The sequence below is a fragment of the Arthrobacter sp. Cza30 genome (assembly GCF_059090765.1).
In genome coordinates this window covers 825438-842668 of sequence record NZ_JBNHGA010000001.1, presented here as the reverse complement: position 1 = coordinate 842668, position 17231 = coordinate 825438, and the positions used below count along the sequence as shown (strand labels likewise).

Genomic DNA, 17231 nt, shown 5'->3' with positions numbered 1-17231 from the left:
ACGCGGCCTTCGCGCGCGCCGTGTCATACTGTTCCTGCGCCCGATGGCGGGCGCGCGGGTTGCCCCCGCTCATCCATCACTACGGATCGTCCGGCACGTACCTGCCGGTGAAGGAGAAGAGAACATGGCGTCCGTCACCTTTGACAACGCGACTCGCCTGTACCCCGGGGGCACGCGCCCCGCTGTGGACAAGCTCAACCTCGAGGTCGGCGACGGGGAGTTCCTCGTCCTGGTCGGACCCTCCGGCTGTGGAAAGTCGACGTCCCTGCGCATGCTCGCGGGCCTCGAAGAGGTCAACTCGGGCCGCATCCTGATCGGTGACCGTGACGTCACCGACGTGCCGCCCAAGGACCGCGACATCGCGATGGTGTTCCAGAACTACGCGCTGTACCCCCACATGACCGTCGCCGAGAACATGGGCTTCGCCCTGAAGATCGCCGGCATCGGCAAGGAGGAGCGCGCCGCGCGCGTGCTCGAGGCCGCCAAGCTCCTCGACCTGGAGCAGTACCTCACGCGCAAGCCGAAGGCCCTCTCGGGTGGTCAGCGTCAGCGTGTCGCCATGGGCCGCGCGATCGTGCGTCAGCCCCAGGTGTTCCTCATGGACGAGCCGCTGTCCAACCTCGACGCGAAGCTGCGCGTGCAGACCCGCACGCAGATCGCGTCGCTGCAGCGCCGCCTCGGCGTCACCACGGTCTACGTCACGCACGACCAGACCGAGGCCCTGACGATGGGCGACCGCATCGCGGTGCTCAAGGACGGCATCCTGCAGCAGGTGGGCACCCCGCGTGACCTGTACGAGAAGCCGAACAACGTCTTCGTCGCCGGCTTCATCGGTTCGCCGGCGATGAACCTGTTCCCGGCGGACCTCGCCGAGGGCGGCGTGCGCTTCGGCGACGAGGTCGTGGCGCTCGACCGTGACACGGTCGGCCGTGCGCACGGCAGCCAGGTGACCGTGGGCGTCCGCCCCGAGGACATCGTCGTCGGCCCCGCCGACGGCCGCGGCCTCTCGGTGGTCGTCGACCTCGTCGAGGAGCTCGGCGCGGACGGCTACCTCTACGGCCACACCGACATCAACGGCAAGCGCACCGACATCGTCGCACGCGTCGACGGCCGCAGCCACCCGATGGCGGGCGACACGGTCACCCTCGCGGCGGCCCCCGGCCACGTCCACGCGTTCGACCTGGAGACCGGCGAGCGCCTGAACGACAAGCCGGTCGTCTCGGCCTGACATATCGTCGCAACGGCGCGGGTGGATCACTCCCCCGCGCCGTTGCGCATTTCCGCGCAGCGATCCGATCCGGAGGTGACGTGCCCGACGCACTGAGCATCACGGCCAGCAGGGTCGACGCCGGCCTGCTGACGCTGCCGTGGTCGACGCCGCTGGCCGACTGGCCGTCGAACCACATCGTCTACCTGCCCAAGGGCATCTCACGCCACCTGGTGCGCTTCGCGAACCTGTCCGGCCGCGTCGTGGCGATCAAGGAGACGACCGAGGCGATGGCGCGGCGCGAGTACGACATGCTCGGCAACCTCGACCGGCTGGACGTGCCGTGCGTGCAGCGGGTCGCGGTGATCGCCGGCCGCACCGACGAATCCGGCGAGCCGCTTCCGGCGGCACTGGTCACCGCGCACCTGAAGTTCTCCCTCCCCTACCGTGCCCTGTTCACCCAGGTGCTCCGCCCCGACACCGCCACGCGTCTGGTCGACGCGCTCGCCGTGCTGCTCGTGCGGCTGCACAACGTCGGATTCTTCTGGGGCGACGTGTCGCTGTCGAACACGCTGTTCCGCCGTGATGCCGGCGCGTTCGCGGCCTACCTCGTGGACGCCGAGACCGGTGAGCTGCACGAGAGCGGGCTCACACCGGGGCAGCGTGCCCACGACCTGGATGTCGCCCGCACGAACATCGCCGGCGAGATCATGGACCTGGCGGCGGGCGGACGGCTCGAGGGCGGCGTGGATGCGATCGCCGTCGCGGACGGCATCGTGTCGTCGTACCGCGCGCTGTGGGCCGCGCTCACCGACGAGGAGACGTTCGGTGCGGATGAGGCGTGGCGCCTCACCGAGCGGGTGCAGCGCCTGAACGACCTCGGCTTCGACATCGGCGAGATGTCGATCCAGGCGACGGCCGACGGCGCGAAGGTGTCGATCCAGCCGAAGGTGGTGGACGCCGGCCATCATCAGCGCCGCCTCCTGCGCCTCACCGGTCTCGACGTCGAGGAGAACCAGGCCCGGCGCCTCCTGAACGACCTGGACGAGTTCCGGGCGCGCATCTCGCGCCTCGGCGATGACGAGGAGATGGTCGCGCACGAGTGGCTGACCCGAGTCTTCGAGCCCGTCGTGAAGGCCATCCCGTGGGACCTGCGCGCCAAGCTCGAGCCGGCGGAGGTCTTCCACCAGGTGCTCGAGCACCGGTGGTACATGTCTCAGGCCCGCGGGCGCTCGGTGCCCCTGGCCGAGGTGCTGACCAGCTACATCGACACGGTGCTGCGACACCGTCGTGACGAGGCGACCCTCATGGGCCCGCCCACCGAGACGGTGTCGATGTCGGCGATCACCGGGAGCGGGCCGACCGTCGCGGACGACGACGACGACGAGATCGACTGGCGCGATCTGGTCTGACCGGCCGCTCCGGCGAGCGTCAGTACCCGACGGTGAAGCGTTCGCGCGAGTACTTGGGGTCCTCGATCTCGTCGAGCACCGCCACGGCGAAGTCCGCACCGGAGATGTACGACTCGCCGTTCTCGTCGGTGACGAGCACGGCACCGCCCAGCCGGTAGGTGCCGGTCCGCACGCCGGGGTTCCACGCGCCGAACCCTCCGGCCGGGTGGACGTAGAACCAGTCCCGCCCCTTGGCGCCGGCCTGCAGGTCCTCGAGGATCCCGATGGCCTCGAAGGCCTCGGGCTTGTACTCCTCCGCGAACGAGGGCTGGTCGATCAGGCGCTCACCGCCGGGCTCCACGAGGCTGCCGCCCGCGCCGCCGACGACGCCGACGCGCACGTGCGGCGGAAGCTCCCGCACCAGTTCCGCCAGGCTCGGTCGCACCTTGCCGAGCATCTCGCCACGGGCGGGCACGGTGGACACGACCACGTCGACATCCTCCAGCTCCGACACCAGGCCGGGCACGTCCAGCAGCGTCCCCTCGACGTACGTGGCTCCCTCCACGCGCTCGGCGGGAAGCGATCGGGCGACCGAGACCACCGTGTGTCCGCGCTTCACCGCCTCCTCGACGATGTGCCTGCCGGCGTATCCGGTTCCTCCGATGACGGCGATGCGAGCCATGCTGTCCCTTTCGACGAGTTGTGACGGTCGACAGGGTGCAACCCTGCGCACGAAAGATCCATTCCCATGGATGTATTCGGGCGCGCCGGCGCCCGCTGCAGCGGCCTGCCCGGCCGAGCGGTCAGCGGTCGGCGGCCGCCCGCAGCGTCGAGACCTGGTAGAGGGCGACGGATGCCGCGATGCCGGCGTTGAGCGACTCGGTGCTCGACGAGATCGGGATCGACACGATCTGATCGCACGTCTCGGTCACCAGGCGCGACAGGCCCTTGCCCTCGGAGCCGACGACGATCACGACCGGCCGGTCGGCGAGCTCCAGCGCAGGCAGAGCGACGTCGCCGCCGCCGTCGAGTCCGAGCACGAAGACGCCCTGCTTCTTGAACTCCTTGAGCGTGCTCGTCAGGTTCGGTGCGATGGCGACGGGCGTACGCGCCGCCGCGCCCGCGCTCGTCTTCCATGCGGCGGACGTGACGCCGGCCGAGCGGCGCTGCGGGATGATCACGCCGTGCCCGCCGAACGCGGCGGTGGAGCGGATGATCGCACCGAGGTTGCGCGGGTCCGTCACGCCGTCGAGGGCGACCAGCAGCGGCACCTGATCGTCGGCGATGATCTCTTCGAGCAGGTCCTGCGGGTGGGCGTACTCGTACGGCGGCACCTTCAGCGCCACCCCCTGATGCACGCCGTCGAAGCCGGCCATGCGGTCCAGCTCCGGCCGGGTCACCTCGAGCACCGGGATCTCGCGGTGGGTGGCGATCGACAGCATCTCCTTGACCCGGTCGTCCATCTCCACGCGCTGCGCGACGTACAGCGCCGTCGCCGGGATCTTGGCCCGCAGCGCCTCGAGCACCGAGTTGCGGCCGGTCACCGTCTCGGTGTCGTCGCCGCCCTTCGCCTTGGGGGCGCGGCTCGCGTTCGATCCCTGCGCCGGTCGCTGGCCCGGCCGCCCCTTGCCGCCCGCGGCGGCATAGCGCTCGGCCGCAGCCTTGCGCTTGCCGGCGACGTGCCAGCTGCGGTCCTCCGCCTTCGGCGTGGGCCCCTTGCCCTCGAGCGACTTGCGCCCGTGGCCGCCTGTGCCCTTGGTCGGGCCCTTCTTCTTGCTGTTGCCCGCCCCGGGGCGGCCTGGCTTGGCCATCAGATGCTCTCCTTCACGCGGGACGGGGCATCCGCGATGCTCCAGTGCGTCCCGTCTGCGGTGTCTTCGAGGACGATGCCGGCCGTCGCGATGGCATCGCGGATACGGTCGGCGGTCGCCCAGTCCTTCGCGGCGCGCGCCTGGGCGCGCTGCGCGATCATGCTCTGCACGAGCGTGTCCAGTGCCGACGCCTCGGGTGAGGCATCCGCGCTCCCCCACATCGCGTCGAGCGGGTTCAGGCCGAGGACCGAGGTCATGGCGAGCGTCGCCTGCCCGGCCGCCAGCCCCGCGTCGGTCTCGCCCCGGTCGAACGCGGCGTTGCCCGACCGGACCGTCTCGTGCAGCGCGGCCAGCGCCTGCGGCACGCCGAGGTCGTCGTCCATCGCCGCGGCGAACGACGGCGGCAGGTCACCGGCGAACCAGCCGAGTCCGCCGCCCGCGGCGCGGAAAGCCCGGGTGAGGAAGCCGCGGATCCGTTCGAGCGCCGCCTCGGCCTCGTCGAAGCTCGACGCGGTGATGTCCAGGCTCGAGCGGTAGTGCGCCGCGGCGAGCGCGTACCGCACGACCAGCGGGTCGCGCTCGCGCAGCACGTCGGCGGCGAGGATGAAGTTTCCGAGCGACTTGGACATCTTCTGGTCGCCGACGGTCACGAGCCCGTTGTGCACCCAGTAGCGCGCGAACCCGTCGCCGGCCGCGGCCGACTGGGCCAGTTCGTTCTCGTGGTGGGGGAACCGCAGATCCAGCCCGCCGCCGTGGATGTCGAACTCGGCGCCGAGGTATCGCCGCGACATCGCCGAGCACTCGATGTGCCATCCCGGACGCCCGACGCCCCACGGGGAGGCCCAGGCGGCGGAATCCGGCTCGCCGGTCTTCGCGCCCTTCCACAGCGCGAAGTCACGGGGGTCCCGCTTGCCGCGGGGGTCCGCGTCGGACGCGGGCTCCATCGCGTCGAGGCTCTGACGGGTGAGCGCGCCGTAGTCGGCCCACGAGCGCACGTCGAAGTACACGTCGCCGGCGGCATCCGAGTCGTCGGGCGCGGCGTACGCGTGGCCCCGGTCGATCAGGCGCTGGATGATCTCCTGCATCTGCGGGATGGACGCCGTCGCCCTCGGCTCGTACGTCGGCGGCAGGATGCCGATCGCGGCGTAGGCGCGCGAGAACTCCTGCTCCATGCGGTACGCCAGCGCCCACCACGGCTCGCCGTCTGTGGCGTTTGCCAGCACCTTGTCGTCGATGTCGGTGACGTTGCGGACGAAGGTGACGCGCTCGAAGCGGTGCGCGAGCCAGCGCCGCAGGATGTCGAAGCTCAGCGCGCCGCGCAGGTGCCCGATGTGGGGACCCGACTGCACGGTGGGGCCGCAGACGTAGACGGTGACGTTCCGCGGATCGAGCGGCACGAAGTCGCGCAGGGTCTGCGCCTTGGTGTCGTAGAGCTGGATCGTCACCGCACCAGCCTACCGGCCGCGTTTCCGCTAGAAATGGGAGGTGCATGTCCTCGCCGTCCTCATCGCAGCCATGCTGTTCGGCACGACGGGCACATCGCAGGCGCTGGGCCCCGCCGGCACCACGCCGCTGTCGATCGGCGTCACGCGCATGGTCATCGGCGGCACGGGCCTCGCGCTCCTGGCGTTCCTCCTCGCTGCGCGCCACGCCCGGCGCCGCCCCGGCCGCGCTCCGCGCCCGCGCCTGACCGCCGGTGCCGTCTCGCTCATGGTGCTGACCGGCGCATGCCTGGCTGTCTACCAGCCGCTGTTCTTCCTCGGCACCGAGCGCAACGGCGTGGCCGTGGGCACGGTGGTCGCCCTCGGGTCGGCGCCAATCCTCGCCGGACTGCTCGAATGGGCGCTGACGAGGAGGATGCCGTCCGCGACGTGGATGGGCGCCACGGCCCTCGCGACCCTCGGGGTGGTGCTGCTCGGCTTCGGCGGAGAAGCGGGCGGGACGGGCGGCACCGATCCGGTCGGGCTCCTCGGCTCGATCGGCGCCGGCGCATCGTTCGCGGTCATCGCCAACGCGCAGCGGCGCCTGCTGGACGACGGGTGGGACCCGTTCACGGTGGTGGGAGCCATGGGCGCGAGCTCGGCCGCGCTGTCCGCGCTCGCGCTGCCGTTCGTCGATCTGGCATGGCTCGGCCAGACTCCCGGCATCGTCATGGCTCTGTGGCTGGGCATCGCCACCATCGCTGTGGCCTACGTGCTGTTCACGTGGGGCCTGAGCGGCCTCACCGCCGCCACGGCGGCGACGCTCACCCTCGGCGAGCCGCTCACCGCCAGCATCCTGGGCATCGCGGTCCTGGGCGAGCGGCTGTCGCTCCTCGCGATCGGCGGCCTCGTGGTCCTCGCCGCGGGGCTGGCGCTGCTGGCGTGGGGATCGCGCGCACCGCGGGATCCCGCCCCGTACGCCGTCGAAGCGTGAGTCGCGGGCCCGCGAAACACGCCCGCAACGCGCGCCTGGCACACTGTCAGGCGATGCACCTCACGATCGACATCCGTCCCGACGACCTCTCCGGAGCACCGACGCGCCGACTAATCACGCGGCATCTGGCGGGCATGCACGAGTCGTCGCCGCCGGAGAGTGTCCACGCGCTGGACCTCGATGCGCTGCGGCATCCGTCGATCTCGCTGTGGTCGGCATGGATCGACGACGATCTCGCGGGGGTGGGGGCGCTGAAGGCGCTCGATGCGCACCGCGGCGAGCTCAAGTCGATGCGGGTGGACGACCGCTTCCGCGGCCGCGGCGCCGGTCGCGCGCTGCTGCGCCACATCGTCGCCGACGCGCACCGGCGGGGCATGACGAGCCTGTGGCTGGAGACCGGCTCCACGCCCGACTTCGCCGCGGCGGTCCGCCTGTACGAGAGCGAAGGGTTCGTCCGATGCGGCCCCTTCGAGGGCTACGCGGACGACCCGTTCTCGATCTTCATGACCCGCGCGCTCTGAAGAAGCGTCCGCCGGTTCACGCCGGGACGACGAGCGCGACGGCGAAGGCGGCGACGCCCTCGCCGGCGCCGGTGAACCCGAGACCGTCGGTGGTCGTCGCGGAGATCGACACGGGCGCACCGCCGAGCGCGGCCGAGAGCGCAGCCTCGGCCTCCCTGCGGCGCGCGGCGAAGCGGGGCCGGTTCGCCTGCACCTGCACCGAGACGTTGCCCACACGCCATCCCGCCTCCCCGAGGAGAACGAGCGTCCGCCGGAGGAACACGTCGGCGTGCGCACCGGCGTACTCCGGGTGATCGGTGCCGAAATGCGTGCCGATGTCGCCCAGACCGGCAGCGGCCAGCAGCGCGTCGACGACGGCGTGAGCCACCGCGTCGCCGTCGGAGTGCCCGGACAGTGCCTGTTCCCCGGGCCACTCGAGCCCGGCCAGCCACAGGGCTCCCTCCCCGCCGAACGCGTGCACATCGGTGCCCATCCCGACCCGGGGCGCGACGACCTCACGTGCGAGCCCTGCCGCGGCGGATCCGCGCGGGACCTCGGAGAGGAGATGACGCGCGCGATCGAGGTCGTCGGCCGTGGTGATCTTGAAGGCGAGCGGATGCCCCGGCACGGCCGCGACGGCATGACCGGCCTCGGCCACCAGGGCCGCGTCATCGGTGAATTCGGCGGTCGCCGCGGCGTATGCCGCATCGAGCACGTCTCGCCGGAATCCCTGCGGCGTCTGCGCGGCCGACAGTTCCGAGCGGTCAACGGCGGCGATGATCCGGTCATCGGCGACGCGCTTGAGCGTATCGATGACCGGCTGCACCGGGATCGCGCCGGCCGCCCCGGCGTCCACGCTCGCGATGACCCGTTCGAAGACCTCGGGCGGTGTCAGGGCGCGGGCCGCGTCGTGCACGAGCACGATGTCGACGTCGGCCCACAGGGCCGCGAGTCCCGCGGCGACGGATGCCTGGCGGGTGGCGCCGCCTGCCACGACGGTGACGAGGTCGCGACGCCCGGGCGCCGCCTCGAGCGCCTCGGTCAGCGCGTCCCCCTCGCGCCCGGCGGGTGCGACGACCACGACCTGCGCGGACGGCGCGGCGAAGACGCCCGTCAACGCATGCCTCAGGATGGTGTGCCCGTCGATTCCGACGAAGGCCTTGGGCGCCCCGGCTCCGAGACGGGTTCCAGAACCTGCCGCGACGACGATGATCCCGACGCGCGGAACGGGGGTGATGGTCACGACCCCCACGGTACCGGCGCGTGCAGGGTCGCCGCGTCACTCAGGAGGCGAGCACCTCGTCGAGCAGGACGCTCGCCTGCTCCTCATCGGTCTTCTCGGCGAGCGCGAGCTCGGACACGAGGATCTGCTTGGCCTTGGCCAGCATGCGCTTCTCACCGGCCGAGAGGCCGCGGTCCTGGTCGCGACGCCACAGGTCGCGGACGACCTCGCTGACCTTGATGACGTCACCGGACGCGAGCTTCTCGAGGTTGGCCTTGTACCGGCGCGACCAGTTGGTCGGCTCCTCGGTGAAGGGGGCGCGCAGCACCTCGAAGACCCGGTCCAGGCCCTCCTTGCCGATGACGTCCCGGACGCCGACGAGGTCGACGTTCTCGGCGGGGACCTCGATGATCAGGTCGCCCTGCGTCACGTTGAGCTTCAGGTACTTCTTCGTCTCGCCCTTGATGATCCGGTCTTTGACCTCGATGATCGTCGCCGCCCCGTGGTGCGGGTATACGACCGTCTCGCCAACCTCAAAAAGCATGGAGTTATGTCCTTTCGGCAACCTCCAGGATACCACAGCGGAAATACGCTAAGGTTCTCCGCCCTCGGCGCCCGCGGCGCTCGAGGGCGTCGATCCGCGGGGGCGGACGGGTGCCCATAGAATGCATGGGAACCCGTCATCGTCCTGGGAGGATCTGTGAAGAACTCGCGCCTGATCGCGTCGCTCGCCGTCGGAGCCGCGCTCGTCCTCACCACGACGGGATGCAGCATGATCTCGCCGCAGGCGACGACGATCATCTTCTCTCCCGCCGAAGGCACCAACGTCTACGAGTCGGGTCCGGTCGAGGTCCGAAACGCGCAGATCGTGGCGAGCGAGGACGGGTCCGAGGGCAACTTCGTCGCCGCGCTCATCAACGAGACCGACGATTCGCACACCCTCAACATCGAGTTCGGCGGGGAGTCGTCCACGAGCACGCTGACCGTTCGGGTGCCCGCCAACACGGTGCTGAGCCTGGGCGCGGAGGACGGTGAGGACCCGCTCCTCATCGAGGACCTCGACACGATGCCGGGCTCGACCATCGACACCTACTTCCAGTCCGGCGACGGCGAAGGCGCCCTCGTCTCGGTGCCCGTCCTCGACGGCACGCTGGACTACCTGGCGCCGCTGGCTCCCTGAGCCGCGGCTCGGCGAGTCAGGCGCGCGCCGCTCCCGAGAGCGGCGCGCTGCCGGTCATCCCTCGAAGCGGTAACCCAGCCCGCGCACGGTCACGAGCATCTCCGGTGTACTCGGGTTCTGCTCGATGCGCGAGCGGATCCGCTTGATGTGCACGTCGAGCGTCTTGGTGTCGCCGAAGTAGTCGCTCCCCCACACCCGGTCGATGAGCTGGCCGCGGGTGAGCACGCGACCGGCGTTGCGCATGAGCACCTCGAGCAGCTCGAATTCCTTCAGCGGCATGTTGATCTCGCTGCCGTCCACCGCGACGGTGTGCCGGTCGATGTCGAGCACGACCCGCCCGCCCTCGAGGACCCGGTCCTCGAGGTCGGCGTCGACCTGCGAGAAGCGGCGCAGCACGGCGCGCATCCGCGCCAGGAGCTCGCGGGCCGAGTACGGCTTGGTGACGTAGTCGTCGGCGCCCAGCTCGAGCCCGACGACGATGTCGACCTCGGAGTCCTTCGCGGTCAGCATGATGATCGGGACGCTCGAGGTGGCCCGGATCTGGCGGCAGACCTCGGTGCCCGGCATCCCGGGCAGCATGAGGTCCAGCAGCACGATGTCGGCGCCGCGCTCCCGGAAGGCCGCGAGCGCGGTCGGGCCCTCCTCGGCGATCTCGACCTCGTACCCTTCGCGGCGCAGCAGGTAGGCCAGCGGGTCGGCGAGATCGGGCTCGTCCTCGACGATCAGGACGCGGGTCATTCGGTGTCTCCGTTCGTGGGATGGGGTCCTGCCACCGCGGCGGCGGCGCGCTTCCTCCTGCGGCCGCGCCGTGGCGGCGCGGGTTGTTCGACGGTCGGGGCCGTGCTCTGCGGCAGGCGGATGGTGAAGGTCGATCCGCGGCCGGGCCGCGACCACAGCTTGACCTCGCCGCCGTGACGCTGCACGGCGTGCTTCACGATCGACAGTCCCAGGCCGCTGCCGCCGGTGCGCCGGGCGCGGGCGGGGTCGGCGCGGTAGAAGCGCTCGAAGACGCGGTCCTGCTCGCCCTCGGGGATGCCGATGCCACGGTCGGTGACGGCGATCTCCACGACGCCGTCCGTGGCTTTGACTCCGACGCCCACGGTGGAGCCGCGAGGAGAGTAGGCGATGGCGTTGGCGATGAGGTTGCCGACGGCGTCGATCAGCACCTGCGCGTCGCCGCGCACATACAGGCCGCGCGTTCCGCCGCGGACCACCTCGACGCCGGCGGAGTCGGCCTGGATGACGTGGGCATCCAGCGCCGAGGCGAGCACTTCGTCGATCGAGACGTCGTGCTGGGTCATCTCATCGGATGCCTGCAGCCGCGACAGGTTCATGATCCGCTGGGTCAGCAGCGCGAGCCGGGTCGCCTCTGCCGTCAGCCTGGCGGCGAAGATGCGCACCTGAGGCGGGTCGTCGGCCGCGGATTCGATCGCCTCCGCCAGCAGGCTGACGGCGCCCACGGGCGTCTTCAGCTCGTGACTGGTGTTCGCGACGAAGTCGCGGCGCATCTCCTCCACGCGCTCCCGCTCGGTGATGTCCCGCAGGACCAGCAGCGACAACCGGGGCGAGATGCGCGATGCGCGGACGGTCACCAGGCGCGGCTCCGCCGGCGGGGCGCCCCGGCGCAGCCGCATCGTCTCGGTGACGGCCGTCTCGGATGTGCGGACCTTGCGCGACACCGCCCGCAGGTCGTCCGTGGGCAGGGTGCGCCCTTCCACCAGGTCGAAGGGCGCCGCCGCCGCGGACGCGGCGAGCACCGTCGCGGAGGCGTCGACGACCACGGCGGCGTCGTCCATGCCGTGCAGCACCTCGCGCACTCCATCGGGAACCTGGAGCGACGTCTCGGCGCGGGCACGGTCGCGAGCGCGCAACGATGCCACGACGACCGCCGAGATCGAGCCGCCGATGACGACTCCGGCGAGGAGGGCGAGCAGCGCGAGCTGCGTCGTGTCCATGACTCCAGCGTACGGGCACCCCCGTGCCCGGAATGGACGCCGACGGAGCCCGGCCCGGGCGCGGCGGCTACTATTCACCGCGGAGGCACCGATCGTTAACCTTCGCTGGCGACAATCGCCGGGGCGCGGGGCGGTTGCCTGCCCGGAAACAGGAAAGGTGCGTCGGATGCGCGAAGTGTTCCACCAGTCACTCGAGGACGTCCAGGGACGTCTGGTCGAGATCGCGGAGCTGGTCACGGTGGCCATCGACAAGGCGACGCGGGCGTTCGGCACGAGCGATGTCGCCCTCGCCGAAGAGGTCATCGAAGCCGACGCCGTCATCGACGAGAAGGCCATCGCGCTGGACGAGCTGGCGATCGAGATCCTGGCCCGACAGCAGCCGGTGGCGCGCGACCTGCGCATCGTCGTCGGAGCCCTCCGCATGAGCGCGTCCCTCGAGCGCATGGGCGACATCGCCGAGCACATCGCGCAGCTGACGCGCATGCGCTTCCCCGAGCGCGCCATCCCGAAGGGGCTGAAGTCGACCTTCCTGAGGATGGGCGAACTGGACGTCGAGGTCTCGCGGCAGCTCACCGAGCTCCTGCGGACCGAGGACCCGGGCCTCGTCGAGCAGATCCGCAACGCCGACGACAAGCTCGACGACCTGCATGTGTCGGTCTTCGAGAAGGTGCTCAGCGACAGCTGGCACGGAGAGGCGGCGGCCACCGTCGACGCCACGCTCGCCAGCCGCTACCACGAGCGCTTCGCCGACCACGCCGTCTCGGTGGCCAAGAAGGTCGCGTACCTGTCCACCGGCGAGTGGACCGCCAGCACGCACACGATCGACGTCATCGCCCCGCAGTAGGGACCAGGGCCGTCACACGACAAGAGCGGATGCCTCCCCGAGGCATCCGCTCTTGCGTGTGCGCGTCGCGCTGAGGGTCAGGCCTTGCCCTGGTTCGCGACGGCCGCGGCGCCGGCGGCGGCGGCCTCGGGATCGAGGTACTCCCCCGGCGCGACCGGCAGCAGGTCCTCACCGAGGCGGTACACCAGCGGGATGCCGGTCGGGATGTTCAGCTCGGCGATGTCGGCGTCGCTGATGCCGTCGAGATGCTTGACCAGTCCGCGCAGGGAGTTGCCGTGGGCGGTGACCAGCACGGTCTTGCCGGCCTGCAGGTCCGGCACGATGTCGCTGTACCAGTACGGGAGCATGCGGTCGATGACGATCTTGAGCGACTCGGTGCCGGGCACCTCGCCGTCGATGCCCACGTAGCGCGGGTCGCCGGCCTGGCTGTACTCGTCGTCGGCGGGAAGCGGCGGCGGCGGCACGTCGAACGAGCGACGCCACAGCATGAACTGCTCCTGGCCGAACTGCTCGAGCGTCTGCGCCTTGTCCTTGCCCTGCAGCGCCCCGTAGTGACGCTCGTTGAGGCGCCACGAGCGCTTGACCGGGATCCACAGGCGGTCGGCGGCGTCCAGGGCGATGTTCGCGGTCTGGATGGCACGGCTGAGCACGGAGGTGTGCAGCACATCCGGGAGGATCCCCGACTCGGCCAGCAGCTCGCCGCCGCGCGCGGCCTCGGCCTTGCCCTGCTCGGTGAGGCGGACGTCGACCCATCCGGTGAACTGGTTCGTCTTGTTCCACTCGCTCTGGCCGTGGCGGAGGAGGATCAACGTGTAGGGCGCGGTCATGGGCTCCATGTTATCGGCGCGCGGCGAGCGGCCCGGATGGGACGATGGCTCCATGGGTTCCGCGCGCTCCTCCTCTGCGCGGGTGATCGGGCAGGTCACCCGAGGGACCACCGGCACCAACCGCCTCCGACGCGTGGATCGTTGGATCGCGCGGCATCCGGCGCTGCGACGCGCGGCGGATCCGCTCGTGGTCGACCTCGGATACGGGGCGAGCGGCGTGACCGCGTTCGAGCTCTTCACGCGACTGTCCCGATCGCGCCCGGACGTCGAGGTGGTGGGACTCGAGATCGACCCGGAGCGGGTCGCGCGTGCGCGCGATCAGCTTGCGGCCGTCCGCGCCGGGGAGAGCTCGTACCCCCGCGACACGCGCGTCTCCTTCGCCCGGGGAGGCTTCGAGGTCCCGGTGCCGGACGGGCGCCGTCCGGCCGTCATCCGGGCGATGAACGTGCTGCGGCAGTACGACGAGGCGGACGTCACGGGCGCGTGGCGCGCGATGGCGGGGCGGCTCGCGCCCGGAGGCGTTCTCGTCGAGGGCACGTGCGACGAGCTGGGCCGCATCGCCACCTGGGCGGCCGTCGGCGACGACGCGCTGCCGCGGACCCTCACGATCTCGCTGCGGCTGGACCGGCTGGAGCATCCGTCGATCGCCGCCGAGCGGCTGCCGAAGGCGCTGATCCACCGCAACGTCCACGGCGAGCGCGTGCACGCCTTCCTCGTCGCACTCGGCACCGAGTGGGAGCGCGCGGCGGCCGTGGCGCCGTTCGGCGCGGTGCACCGGTGGCGCACGACTCTCGAGGCGATGAGCGGCACCGGCTGGCCCGTCCTCGAACGCGCGCGGTGGCGCCTGGGCGAGATCACCGTGCCGTGGGACGCCGTCGCGCCGGCGTGAACGCGGTCGTATCAGGTGGCGGCGGGGCGCCGCGAGAGCCGCGTCAGACGCGGCACATCGGCGGTGGCGCCCGCGTCGGGCGGGACGATGACCTCCTGCGCCGCGGCGACGGGGCCGTCCTCGGTGTCGACCGTCAACGCGGCGTCCACCGGCACGGTGCGGCGCAGCAGCGCCAGGGCGATGGGCCCCTCCTCGTAGTGCAGGGCCGCCGAGGTCACCGTGCCGACCGCGTCCTCGCCGCTGCGCACGGCCGCGCCGCGTGCCGGCAGCACGCTGCCGCTTCCGTCCAGCTGCAGCGCGACGAGGCGGCGCGGCGGGTGACCGAGGTTGTGGACCTTCGCGACGGTCTCCTGCCCGCGGTAGCACCCCTTGTCGAGGTGCACGGCGGTGCGGAGCCAGTCCAGCTCGTGCGGGAGCGCGCGCTCGTCGACGTCGGCGCCTCGACGCGGGCGCCACGCCGCGATGCGCAGCGCTTCGGCGGCGTCCAGGCCGGCAAGCCGCAGACGGCCCTCGGCTGCCGCGTGAGCGATGTCGCGCTCCGCCTCGCGCGTGACGATCGCCTCGGCCCAGCGCCTCTCGATGCCCGGGTGGGGATCCGCGCCGGCATAGGCGTGACCTCCCGGGGAGACGTGCGGCCACGGATCGATCCAGATGAGCGGGGAACCGGCGGGCGCGGCCACCGCGAGCGCCTCGAGCGCTGCCGGCGTGCCGCCGACCACGGCGAACTCGTCGTCTGCTGACCGTGGATCCACGCGCAGCCGGAACCGCATCTTCCGCAGCCAGTCCAGGAGCCCCGCCGCGTCGGCGCGGTCGGCGATGAGCCAGGCGGTGTCACCGTCGTCGATGACGGATGCCTGGTGCTCGACGTGGCCCTGCGGATCGAGGACGAGCAGCTCGGTGCTCTCCCCCGGCGCAAGCCGCGCCAGCGCCTGCGACGACAGCGAGTCCAGCCACGACAGGCGATCCTCTCCCGGCACCGCCAGCACCGCGCGGTCGCCCAGCGGCGCAACCGCGGCGCCGGTCGCGAGGCGGCGCTGCTCGCTGAGGGGGTTGCCGAGATGACGCAGGCCCGTCTCGTCGACGACCGCGCCGTCGATGACAGCGAACGGCGTGTCCATCAGTCGACCCGGGCGAGCCGCGCCGACGCGTGGGCCCCCAGCTCGAAGCCCAGTGCTGCGACGTCCCACGCCCACAGCAGGTGCCCGTCGACCAGGCCGTACATGCGCGTGGCGGCGGCATACGACTTCGCACCCGCGGGACGTACGACGGCGTCGGTCGAGATGTCGATGCGGGGACCGCGGATCTGCCCGAGGTACAGCTCGCTGATGCCGTCCGAGTGGACCAGCACGGCCTCGATGTCGAAGCCGCCCTCGGCGTTGCGCAGCGCCTCCACATCGTCGACCGTGCGGTCGGGGGCGCTCGCGCGCGCGGGGAGCAGACCCGGTCCGGGATCGGCCTCGGTGGCGTTGCGGGTGAGCCGCCAGTAGCCCATCTCGGCGACCAGCCGCGTCCGCGGGCCGTCGTCGTGGTGCAGCCAGGCCTCGGCGGAGTAGTTCAGGAAGTCCCCGCCGTCGTGGCTGAAGCTCACGCGGTGCGTGAACTCCCCCGTGAACTCGTGGTCACCGTAGTCGATGACCCCGGTGCCCTCCCAGACGCCGACGAGCCAGGACAGCGGCACGAGGTCGGCGGGAAGGTCGGTCGGCAGCTCGATCACGGTGCGACCTGTCAGCGCTGGCCGCGGTACAGGTTCTTCAGGACGACCGCGGAGACGAAGACGATCGCGAGCGACGCCAGGCCCAGCAGGCCCACGTAGAACAGTTCGAGCGCGACGAGATCCATACCGGCAGTCTAACCGGGAACGATGGCGGCCAGCCCGAATCCCAGACTGATCAGCCCGAGCACCACGGCCGCGCCGAGCATGCTGGCCGCGACGCGTTCGGTGAAGCCCTGCGACCTGCCGGACCACAGCTGGATGGCGAACGCCGCGATGAGGCATCCGCCGAGGCCGACGCCGAGCCACGCGGCACGCCAGTCCGGTGTCGCGAAGGCGCCGACGGCGATGCCGATGAGCGCGGCGAGGACCCAGACGGCGATGACGCCGCCGACCGTTCTGCGAGGAGCGAGTTCCGGCACAGCCACGCTCTCATCTTCCCGCACGACGCCCTCGATCGCACAGCGGCGCACGGGAGCGGCTCCCGGCGGCACAGGGCATCACGAACCACGCCCTAAACTGAGTGGTCACGGCGCATATGCGGGCGCCGGGAAGGCGATGCATGGCACAGCTCCTGGTTCTGAGCTCCACGCACGGAGGCGGTCCCGTCCTGCCCTCGCTCGAATTGCTGAGCCATCGGGTGCGGCAGATCCCCGCCGAGCCCGCGCAGCTGGTGAACGCGCCGAGCGCCGACGTCATCTTCGTCGACGCGCGTGTGGATCTGGTGGGCGCGAAGTCGCTGTGCAAGATCCTCAACACCACGGGGCTGGACGCGCCGCTGGTGCTGGTGGTGACCGAGGGAGGCCTCGCGGCGGTCTCGACCGACTGGGGCGTGGACGACGTGATCCTCGTCACGGCGGGACCGGCCGAAGTCGACGCGCGGATCCGCCTCGCCGTCGGCCGGATGAGCAAGGAGCAGGTCTCCACCCGCATCCAGACCTCCGGCATCACCATCGACGAGTCGTCGTACTCCGCGAAGGTGCATGGCAAGCCGCTGGACCTGACGTACAAGGAGTTCCAGCTCCTGCATTTCTTCGCCACGCACCCGTCGCGGGTGTTCACGCGCGAACAGCTGCTGAGCGAGGTGTGGGGCTACGACTACTTCGGCGGCACCAGAACCGTCGATGTCCACGTGCGGCGCCTGCGGGCCAAGCTCGGCGACCTCGAGCAGCTCATCGGCACGGTGCGCAACGTCGGCTACCGGTTCAACGTCTACGAGGAGGACCAGCTGCCGGCGCCGCGGGAGCGCACGGAGGCCCAGTAGTTCACCCCCTGGTCA

19 protein-coding genes are annotated in these 17231 nt (G+C 71.4%); 8 read left to right on the top strand and 11 right to left on the bottom strand.

What is annotated here, in order from left to right; all coding sequences use genetic code 11:
* Nucleotides 1-124 precede the first annotated feature (124 nt).
* Both AC5RVZ_RS03795 and AC5RVZ_RS03790 read left to right on the top strand, forming a co-directional pair.
* Nucleotides 125-1228 (top strand): ABC transporter ATP-binding protein, encoded by a 1104-nt coding sequence (locus AC5RVZ_RS03795; protein ID WP_494064433.1) that lies wholly within the window; start codon nt 125-127, stop codon nt 1226-1228.
* An 80-nt stretch (nt 1229-1308) separates the two neighbouring features.
* Nucleotides 1309-2619 (top strand): DUF4032 domain-containing protein, encoded by a 1311-nt coding sequence (locus AC5RVZ_RS03790; RefSeq protein ID WP_494064432.1) that lies wholly within the window; start codon nt 1309-1311, stop codon nt 2617-2619.
* A 19-nt stretch (nt 2620-2638) separates the two neighbouring features.
* On the opposite strand, the gene AC5RVZ_RS03785 is transcribed toward AC5RVZ_RS03790, so the two are convergent.
* The 3 genes from AC5RVZ_RS03785 to cysS all read right to left on the bottom strand — a co-directional run bounded on the left by AC5RVZ_RS03785 (nt 2639) and on the right by cysS (nt 5854).
* The gene (locus tag AC5RVZ_RS03785) at nt 2639-3280 is read right to left on the bottom strand and encodes an NAD(P)-dependent oxidoreductase (protein WP_494064431.1); all 642 of its coding nucleotides are present in this window, start codon (nt 3278-3280) and stop codon (nt 2639-2641) included.
* 121 nt (nt 3281-3401) lie between these two features.
* Entirely contained in the window at nt 3402-4409 is a 1008-nt protein-coding gene (gene rlmB / locus AC5RVZ_RS03780) for a 23S rRNA (guanosine(2251)-2'-O)-methyltransferase RlmB (RefSeq protein ID WP_494064430.1), read from the bottom strand.
* Nucleotides 4409-5854 carry a cysteine--tRNA ligase gene (gene cysS, locus AC5RVZ_RS03775; RefSeq protein ID WP_494064429.1) on the bottom strand — a complete coding sequence of 482 codons (1446 nt, stop codon included), beginning with the start codon at nt 5852-5854 and terminating at the stop codon, nt 4409-4411. Before cysS ends, rlmB begins: the two co-directional genes overlap by 1 nt.
* 40 nt (nt 5855-5894) lie before the next feature.
* Between cysS and AC5RVZ_RS03770 the strand changes: the two genes are divergently transcribed.
* Both AC5RVZ_RS03770 and AC5RVZ_RS03765 read left to right on the top strand, forming a co-directional pair.
* Nucleotides 5895-6824 carry an EamA family transporter gene (locus AC5RVZ_RS03770; protein ID WP_494064428.1) on the top strand — a complete coding sequence of 310 codons (930 nt, stop codon included), beginning with the start codon at nt 5895-5897 and terminating at the stop codon, nt 6822-6824.
* A 53-nt stretch (nt 6825-6877) separates the two neighbouring features.
* Nucleotides 6878-7345 (top strand): GNAT family N-acetyltransferase, encoded by a 468-nt coding sequence (locus AC5RVZ_RS03765; protein ID WP_494064427.1) that lies wholly within the window; start codon nt 6878-6880, stop codon nt 7343-7345.
* Between the two features lie 16 nt (nt 7346-7361).
* On the opposite strand, the gene ispD is transcribed toward AC5RVZ_RS03765, so the two are convergent.
* Together ispD and AC5RVZ_RS03755 are read right to left on the bottom strand one after the other, a co-directional pair.
* The gene (gene ispD, locus AC5RVZ_RS03760) at nt 7362-8567 is read right to left on the bottom strand and encodes a 2-C-methyl-D-erythritol 4-phosphate cytidylyltransferase (RefSeq protein WP_494064426.1); all 1206 of its coding nucleotides are present in this window, start codon (nt 8565-8567) and stop codon (nt 7362-7364) included.
* 40 nt (nt 8568-8607) lie between these two features.
* Nucleotides 8608-9090, bottom strand: a complete 483-nt coding sequence (locus AC5RVZ_RS03755; protein ID WP_494064425.1) for a CarD family transcriptional regulator — start codon at nt 9088-9090, stop codon at nt 8608-8610.
* A 156-nt stretch (nt 9091-9246) separates the two neighbouring features.
* On the opposite strand from AC5RVZ_RS03755, the gene AC5RVZ_RS03750 reads away from it, so the two are divergent.
* The gene (locus AC5RVZ_RS03750) at nt 9247-9726 is read left to right on the top strand and encodes a DNA modification methylase (RefSeq protein ID WP_494064424.1); all 480 of its coding nucleotides are present in this window, start codon (nt 9247-9249) and stop codon (nt 9724-9726) included.
* 54 nt (nt 9727-9780) lie between these two features.
* Here the strand turns inward: AC5RVZ_RS03750 and AC5RVZ_RS03745 are convergent, their stop codons facing one another.
* Together AC5RVZ_RS03745 and AC5RVZ_RS03740 are read right to left on the bottom strand one after the other, a co-directional pair.
* Nucleotides 9781-10464, bottom strand: coding sequence for a response regulator (locus AC5RVZ_RS03745; RefSeq protein ID WP_494064423.1), 684 nt, complete (start codon nt 10462-10464; stop codon nt 9781-9783).
* Entirely contained in the window at nt 10461-11681 is a 1221-nt protein-coding gene (locus AC5RVZ_RS03740; RefSeq protein ID WP_494064422.1) for a sensor histidine kinase, read from the bottom strand. Before AC5RVZ_RS03740 ends, AC5RVZ_RS03745 begins: the two co-directional genes overlap by 4 nt.
* 166 nt (nt 11682-11847) lie before the next feature.
* Between AC5RVZ_RS03740 and phoU the strand changes: the two genes are divergently transcribed.
* The gene (phoU, locus tag AC5RVZ_RS03735; RefSeq protein ID WP_494064421.1) at nt 11848-12525 is read left to right on the top strand and encodes a phosphate signaling complex protein PhoU; all 678 of its coding nucleotides are present in this window, start codon (nt 11848-11850) and stop codon (nt 12523-12525) included.
* Between the two features lie 77 nt (nt 12526-12602).
* Here phoU and AC5RVZ_RS03730 read toward each other — a convergent pair whose 3' ends face one another.
* Nucleotides 12603-13352, bottom strand: a complete 750-nt coding sequence (locus tag AC5RVZ_RS03730; RefSeq protein ID WP_494064420.1) for a phosphoglyceromutase — start codon at nt 13350-13352, stop codon at nt 12603-12605.
* Between the two features lie 52 nt (nt 13353-13404).
* Here AC5RVZ_RS03730 and AC5RVZ_RS03725 point away from each other — a divergent pair, with 52 nt between their 5' ends.
* Nucleotides 13405-14241: a class I SAM-dependent methyltransferase gene (locus tag AC5RVZ_RS03725; protein ID WP_494064419.1), complete on the top strand. Its 837-nt coding sequence runs from the start codon at nt 13405-13407 to the stop codon at nt 14239-14241.
* Between the two features lie 11 nt (nt 14242-14252).
* Here AC5RVZ_RS03725 and ygfZ read toward each other — a convergent pair whose 3' ends face one another.
* The 3 genes from ygfZ to AC5RVZ_RS03710 form a co-directional block, all read right to left on the bottom strand.
* Entirely contained in the window at nt 14253-15359 is a 1107-nt protein-coding gene (gene ygfZ, locus AC5RVZ_RS03720) for a CAF17-like 4Fe-4S cluster assembly/insertion protein YgfZ (RefSeq protein ID WP_494064418.1), read from the bottom strand.
* Nucleotides 15359-15955, bottom strand: coding sequence for a nitrobindin family protein (locus AC5RVZ_RS03715; protein WP_494064417.1), 597 nt, complete (start codon nt 15953-15955; stop codon nt 15359-15361). The genes ygfZ and AC5RVZ_RS03715 overlap by 1 nt, the downstream gene beginning before the upstream one ends.
* Before the next feature lie 134 nt (nt 15956-16089).
* Complete coding sequence (locus tag AC5RVZ_RS03710; protein WP_494064416.1) at nt 16090-16380, bottom strand: hypothetical protein; 291 nt, start codon at nt 16378-16380, stop codon at nt 16090-16092.
* A 134-nt stretch (nt 16381-16514) separates the two neighbouring features.
* On the opposite strand from AC5RVZ_RS03710, the gene AC5RVZ_RS03705 reads away from it, so the two are divergent.
* Entirely contained in the window at nt 16515-17216 is a 702-nt protein-coding gene (locus AC5RVZ_RS03705; RefSeq protein WP_494064415.1) for a winged helix-turn-helix domain-containing protein, read from the top strand.
* The last annotated feature ends 15 nt before the right edge of the window (nt 17217-17231 follow it).

What these genes read in the sequence shown, in the direction of transcription:
- AC5RVZ_RS03745 (WP_494064423.1), bottom strand. Translation starts at nt 10,464, where the DNA reads ATGACCCGCGTCCTGATCGTCGAGGACGAGCCCGATCTCGCCGACCCG.
- AC5RVZ_RS03755 (WP_494064425.1), bottom strand. Translation starts at nt 9,090, where the DNA reads ATGCTTTTTGAGGTTGGCGAGACGGTCGTATACCCGCACCACGGGGCG.
- AC5RVZ_RS03765 (WP_494064427.1), top strand. Translation starts at nt 6,878, where the DNA reads ATGCACCTCACGATCGACATCCGTCCCGACGACCTCTCCGGAGCACCG.
- AC5RVZ_RS03725 (WP_494064419.1), top strand. Translation starts at nt 13,405, where the DNA reads ATGGGTTCCGCGCGCTCCTCCTCTGCGCGGGTGATCGGGCAGGTCACC.
- AC5RVZ_RS03705 (WP_494064415.1), top strand. Translation starts at nt 16,515, where the DNA reads ATGGCACAGCTCCTGGTTCTGAGCTCCACGCACGGAGGCGGTCCCGTC.
- AC5RVZ_RS03740 (WP_494064422.1), bottom strand. Translation starts at nt 11,681, where the DNA reads ATGGACACGACGCAGCTCGCGCTGCTCGCCCTCCTCGCCGGAGTCGTC.
- AC5RVZ_RS03795 (WP_494064433.1), top strand. Translation starts at nt 125, where the DNA reads ATGGCGTCCGTCACCTTTGACAACGCGACTCGCCTGTACCCCGGGGGC.
- AC5RVZ_RS03730 (WP_494064420.1), bottom strand. Translation starts at nt 13,352, where the DNA reads ATGACCGCGCCCTACACGTTGATCCTCCTCCGCCACGGCCAGAGCGAG.
- AC5RVZ_RS03785 (WP_494064431.1), bottom strand. Translation starts at nt 3,280, where the DNA reads ATGGCTCGCATCGCCGTCATCGGAGGAACCGGATACGCCGGCAGGCAC.
- rlmB (WP_494064430.1), bottom strand. Translation starts at nt 4,409, where the DNA reads ATGGCCAAGCCAGGCCGCCCCGGGGCGGGCAACAGCAAGAAGAAGGGC.
- phoU (WP_494064421.1), top strand. Translation starts at nt 11,848, where the DNA reads ATGCGCGAAGTGTTCCACCAGTCACTCGAGGACGTCCAGGGACGTCTG.
- ygfZ (WP_494064418.1), bottom strand. Translation starts at nt 15,359, where the DNA reads ATGGACACGCCGTTCGCTGTCATCGACGGCGCGGTCGTCGACGAGACG.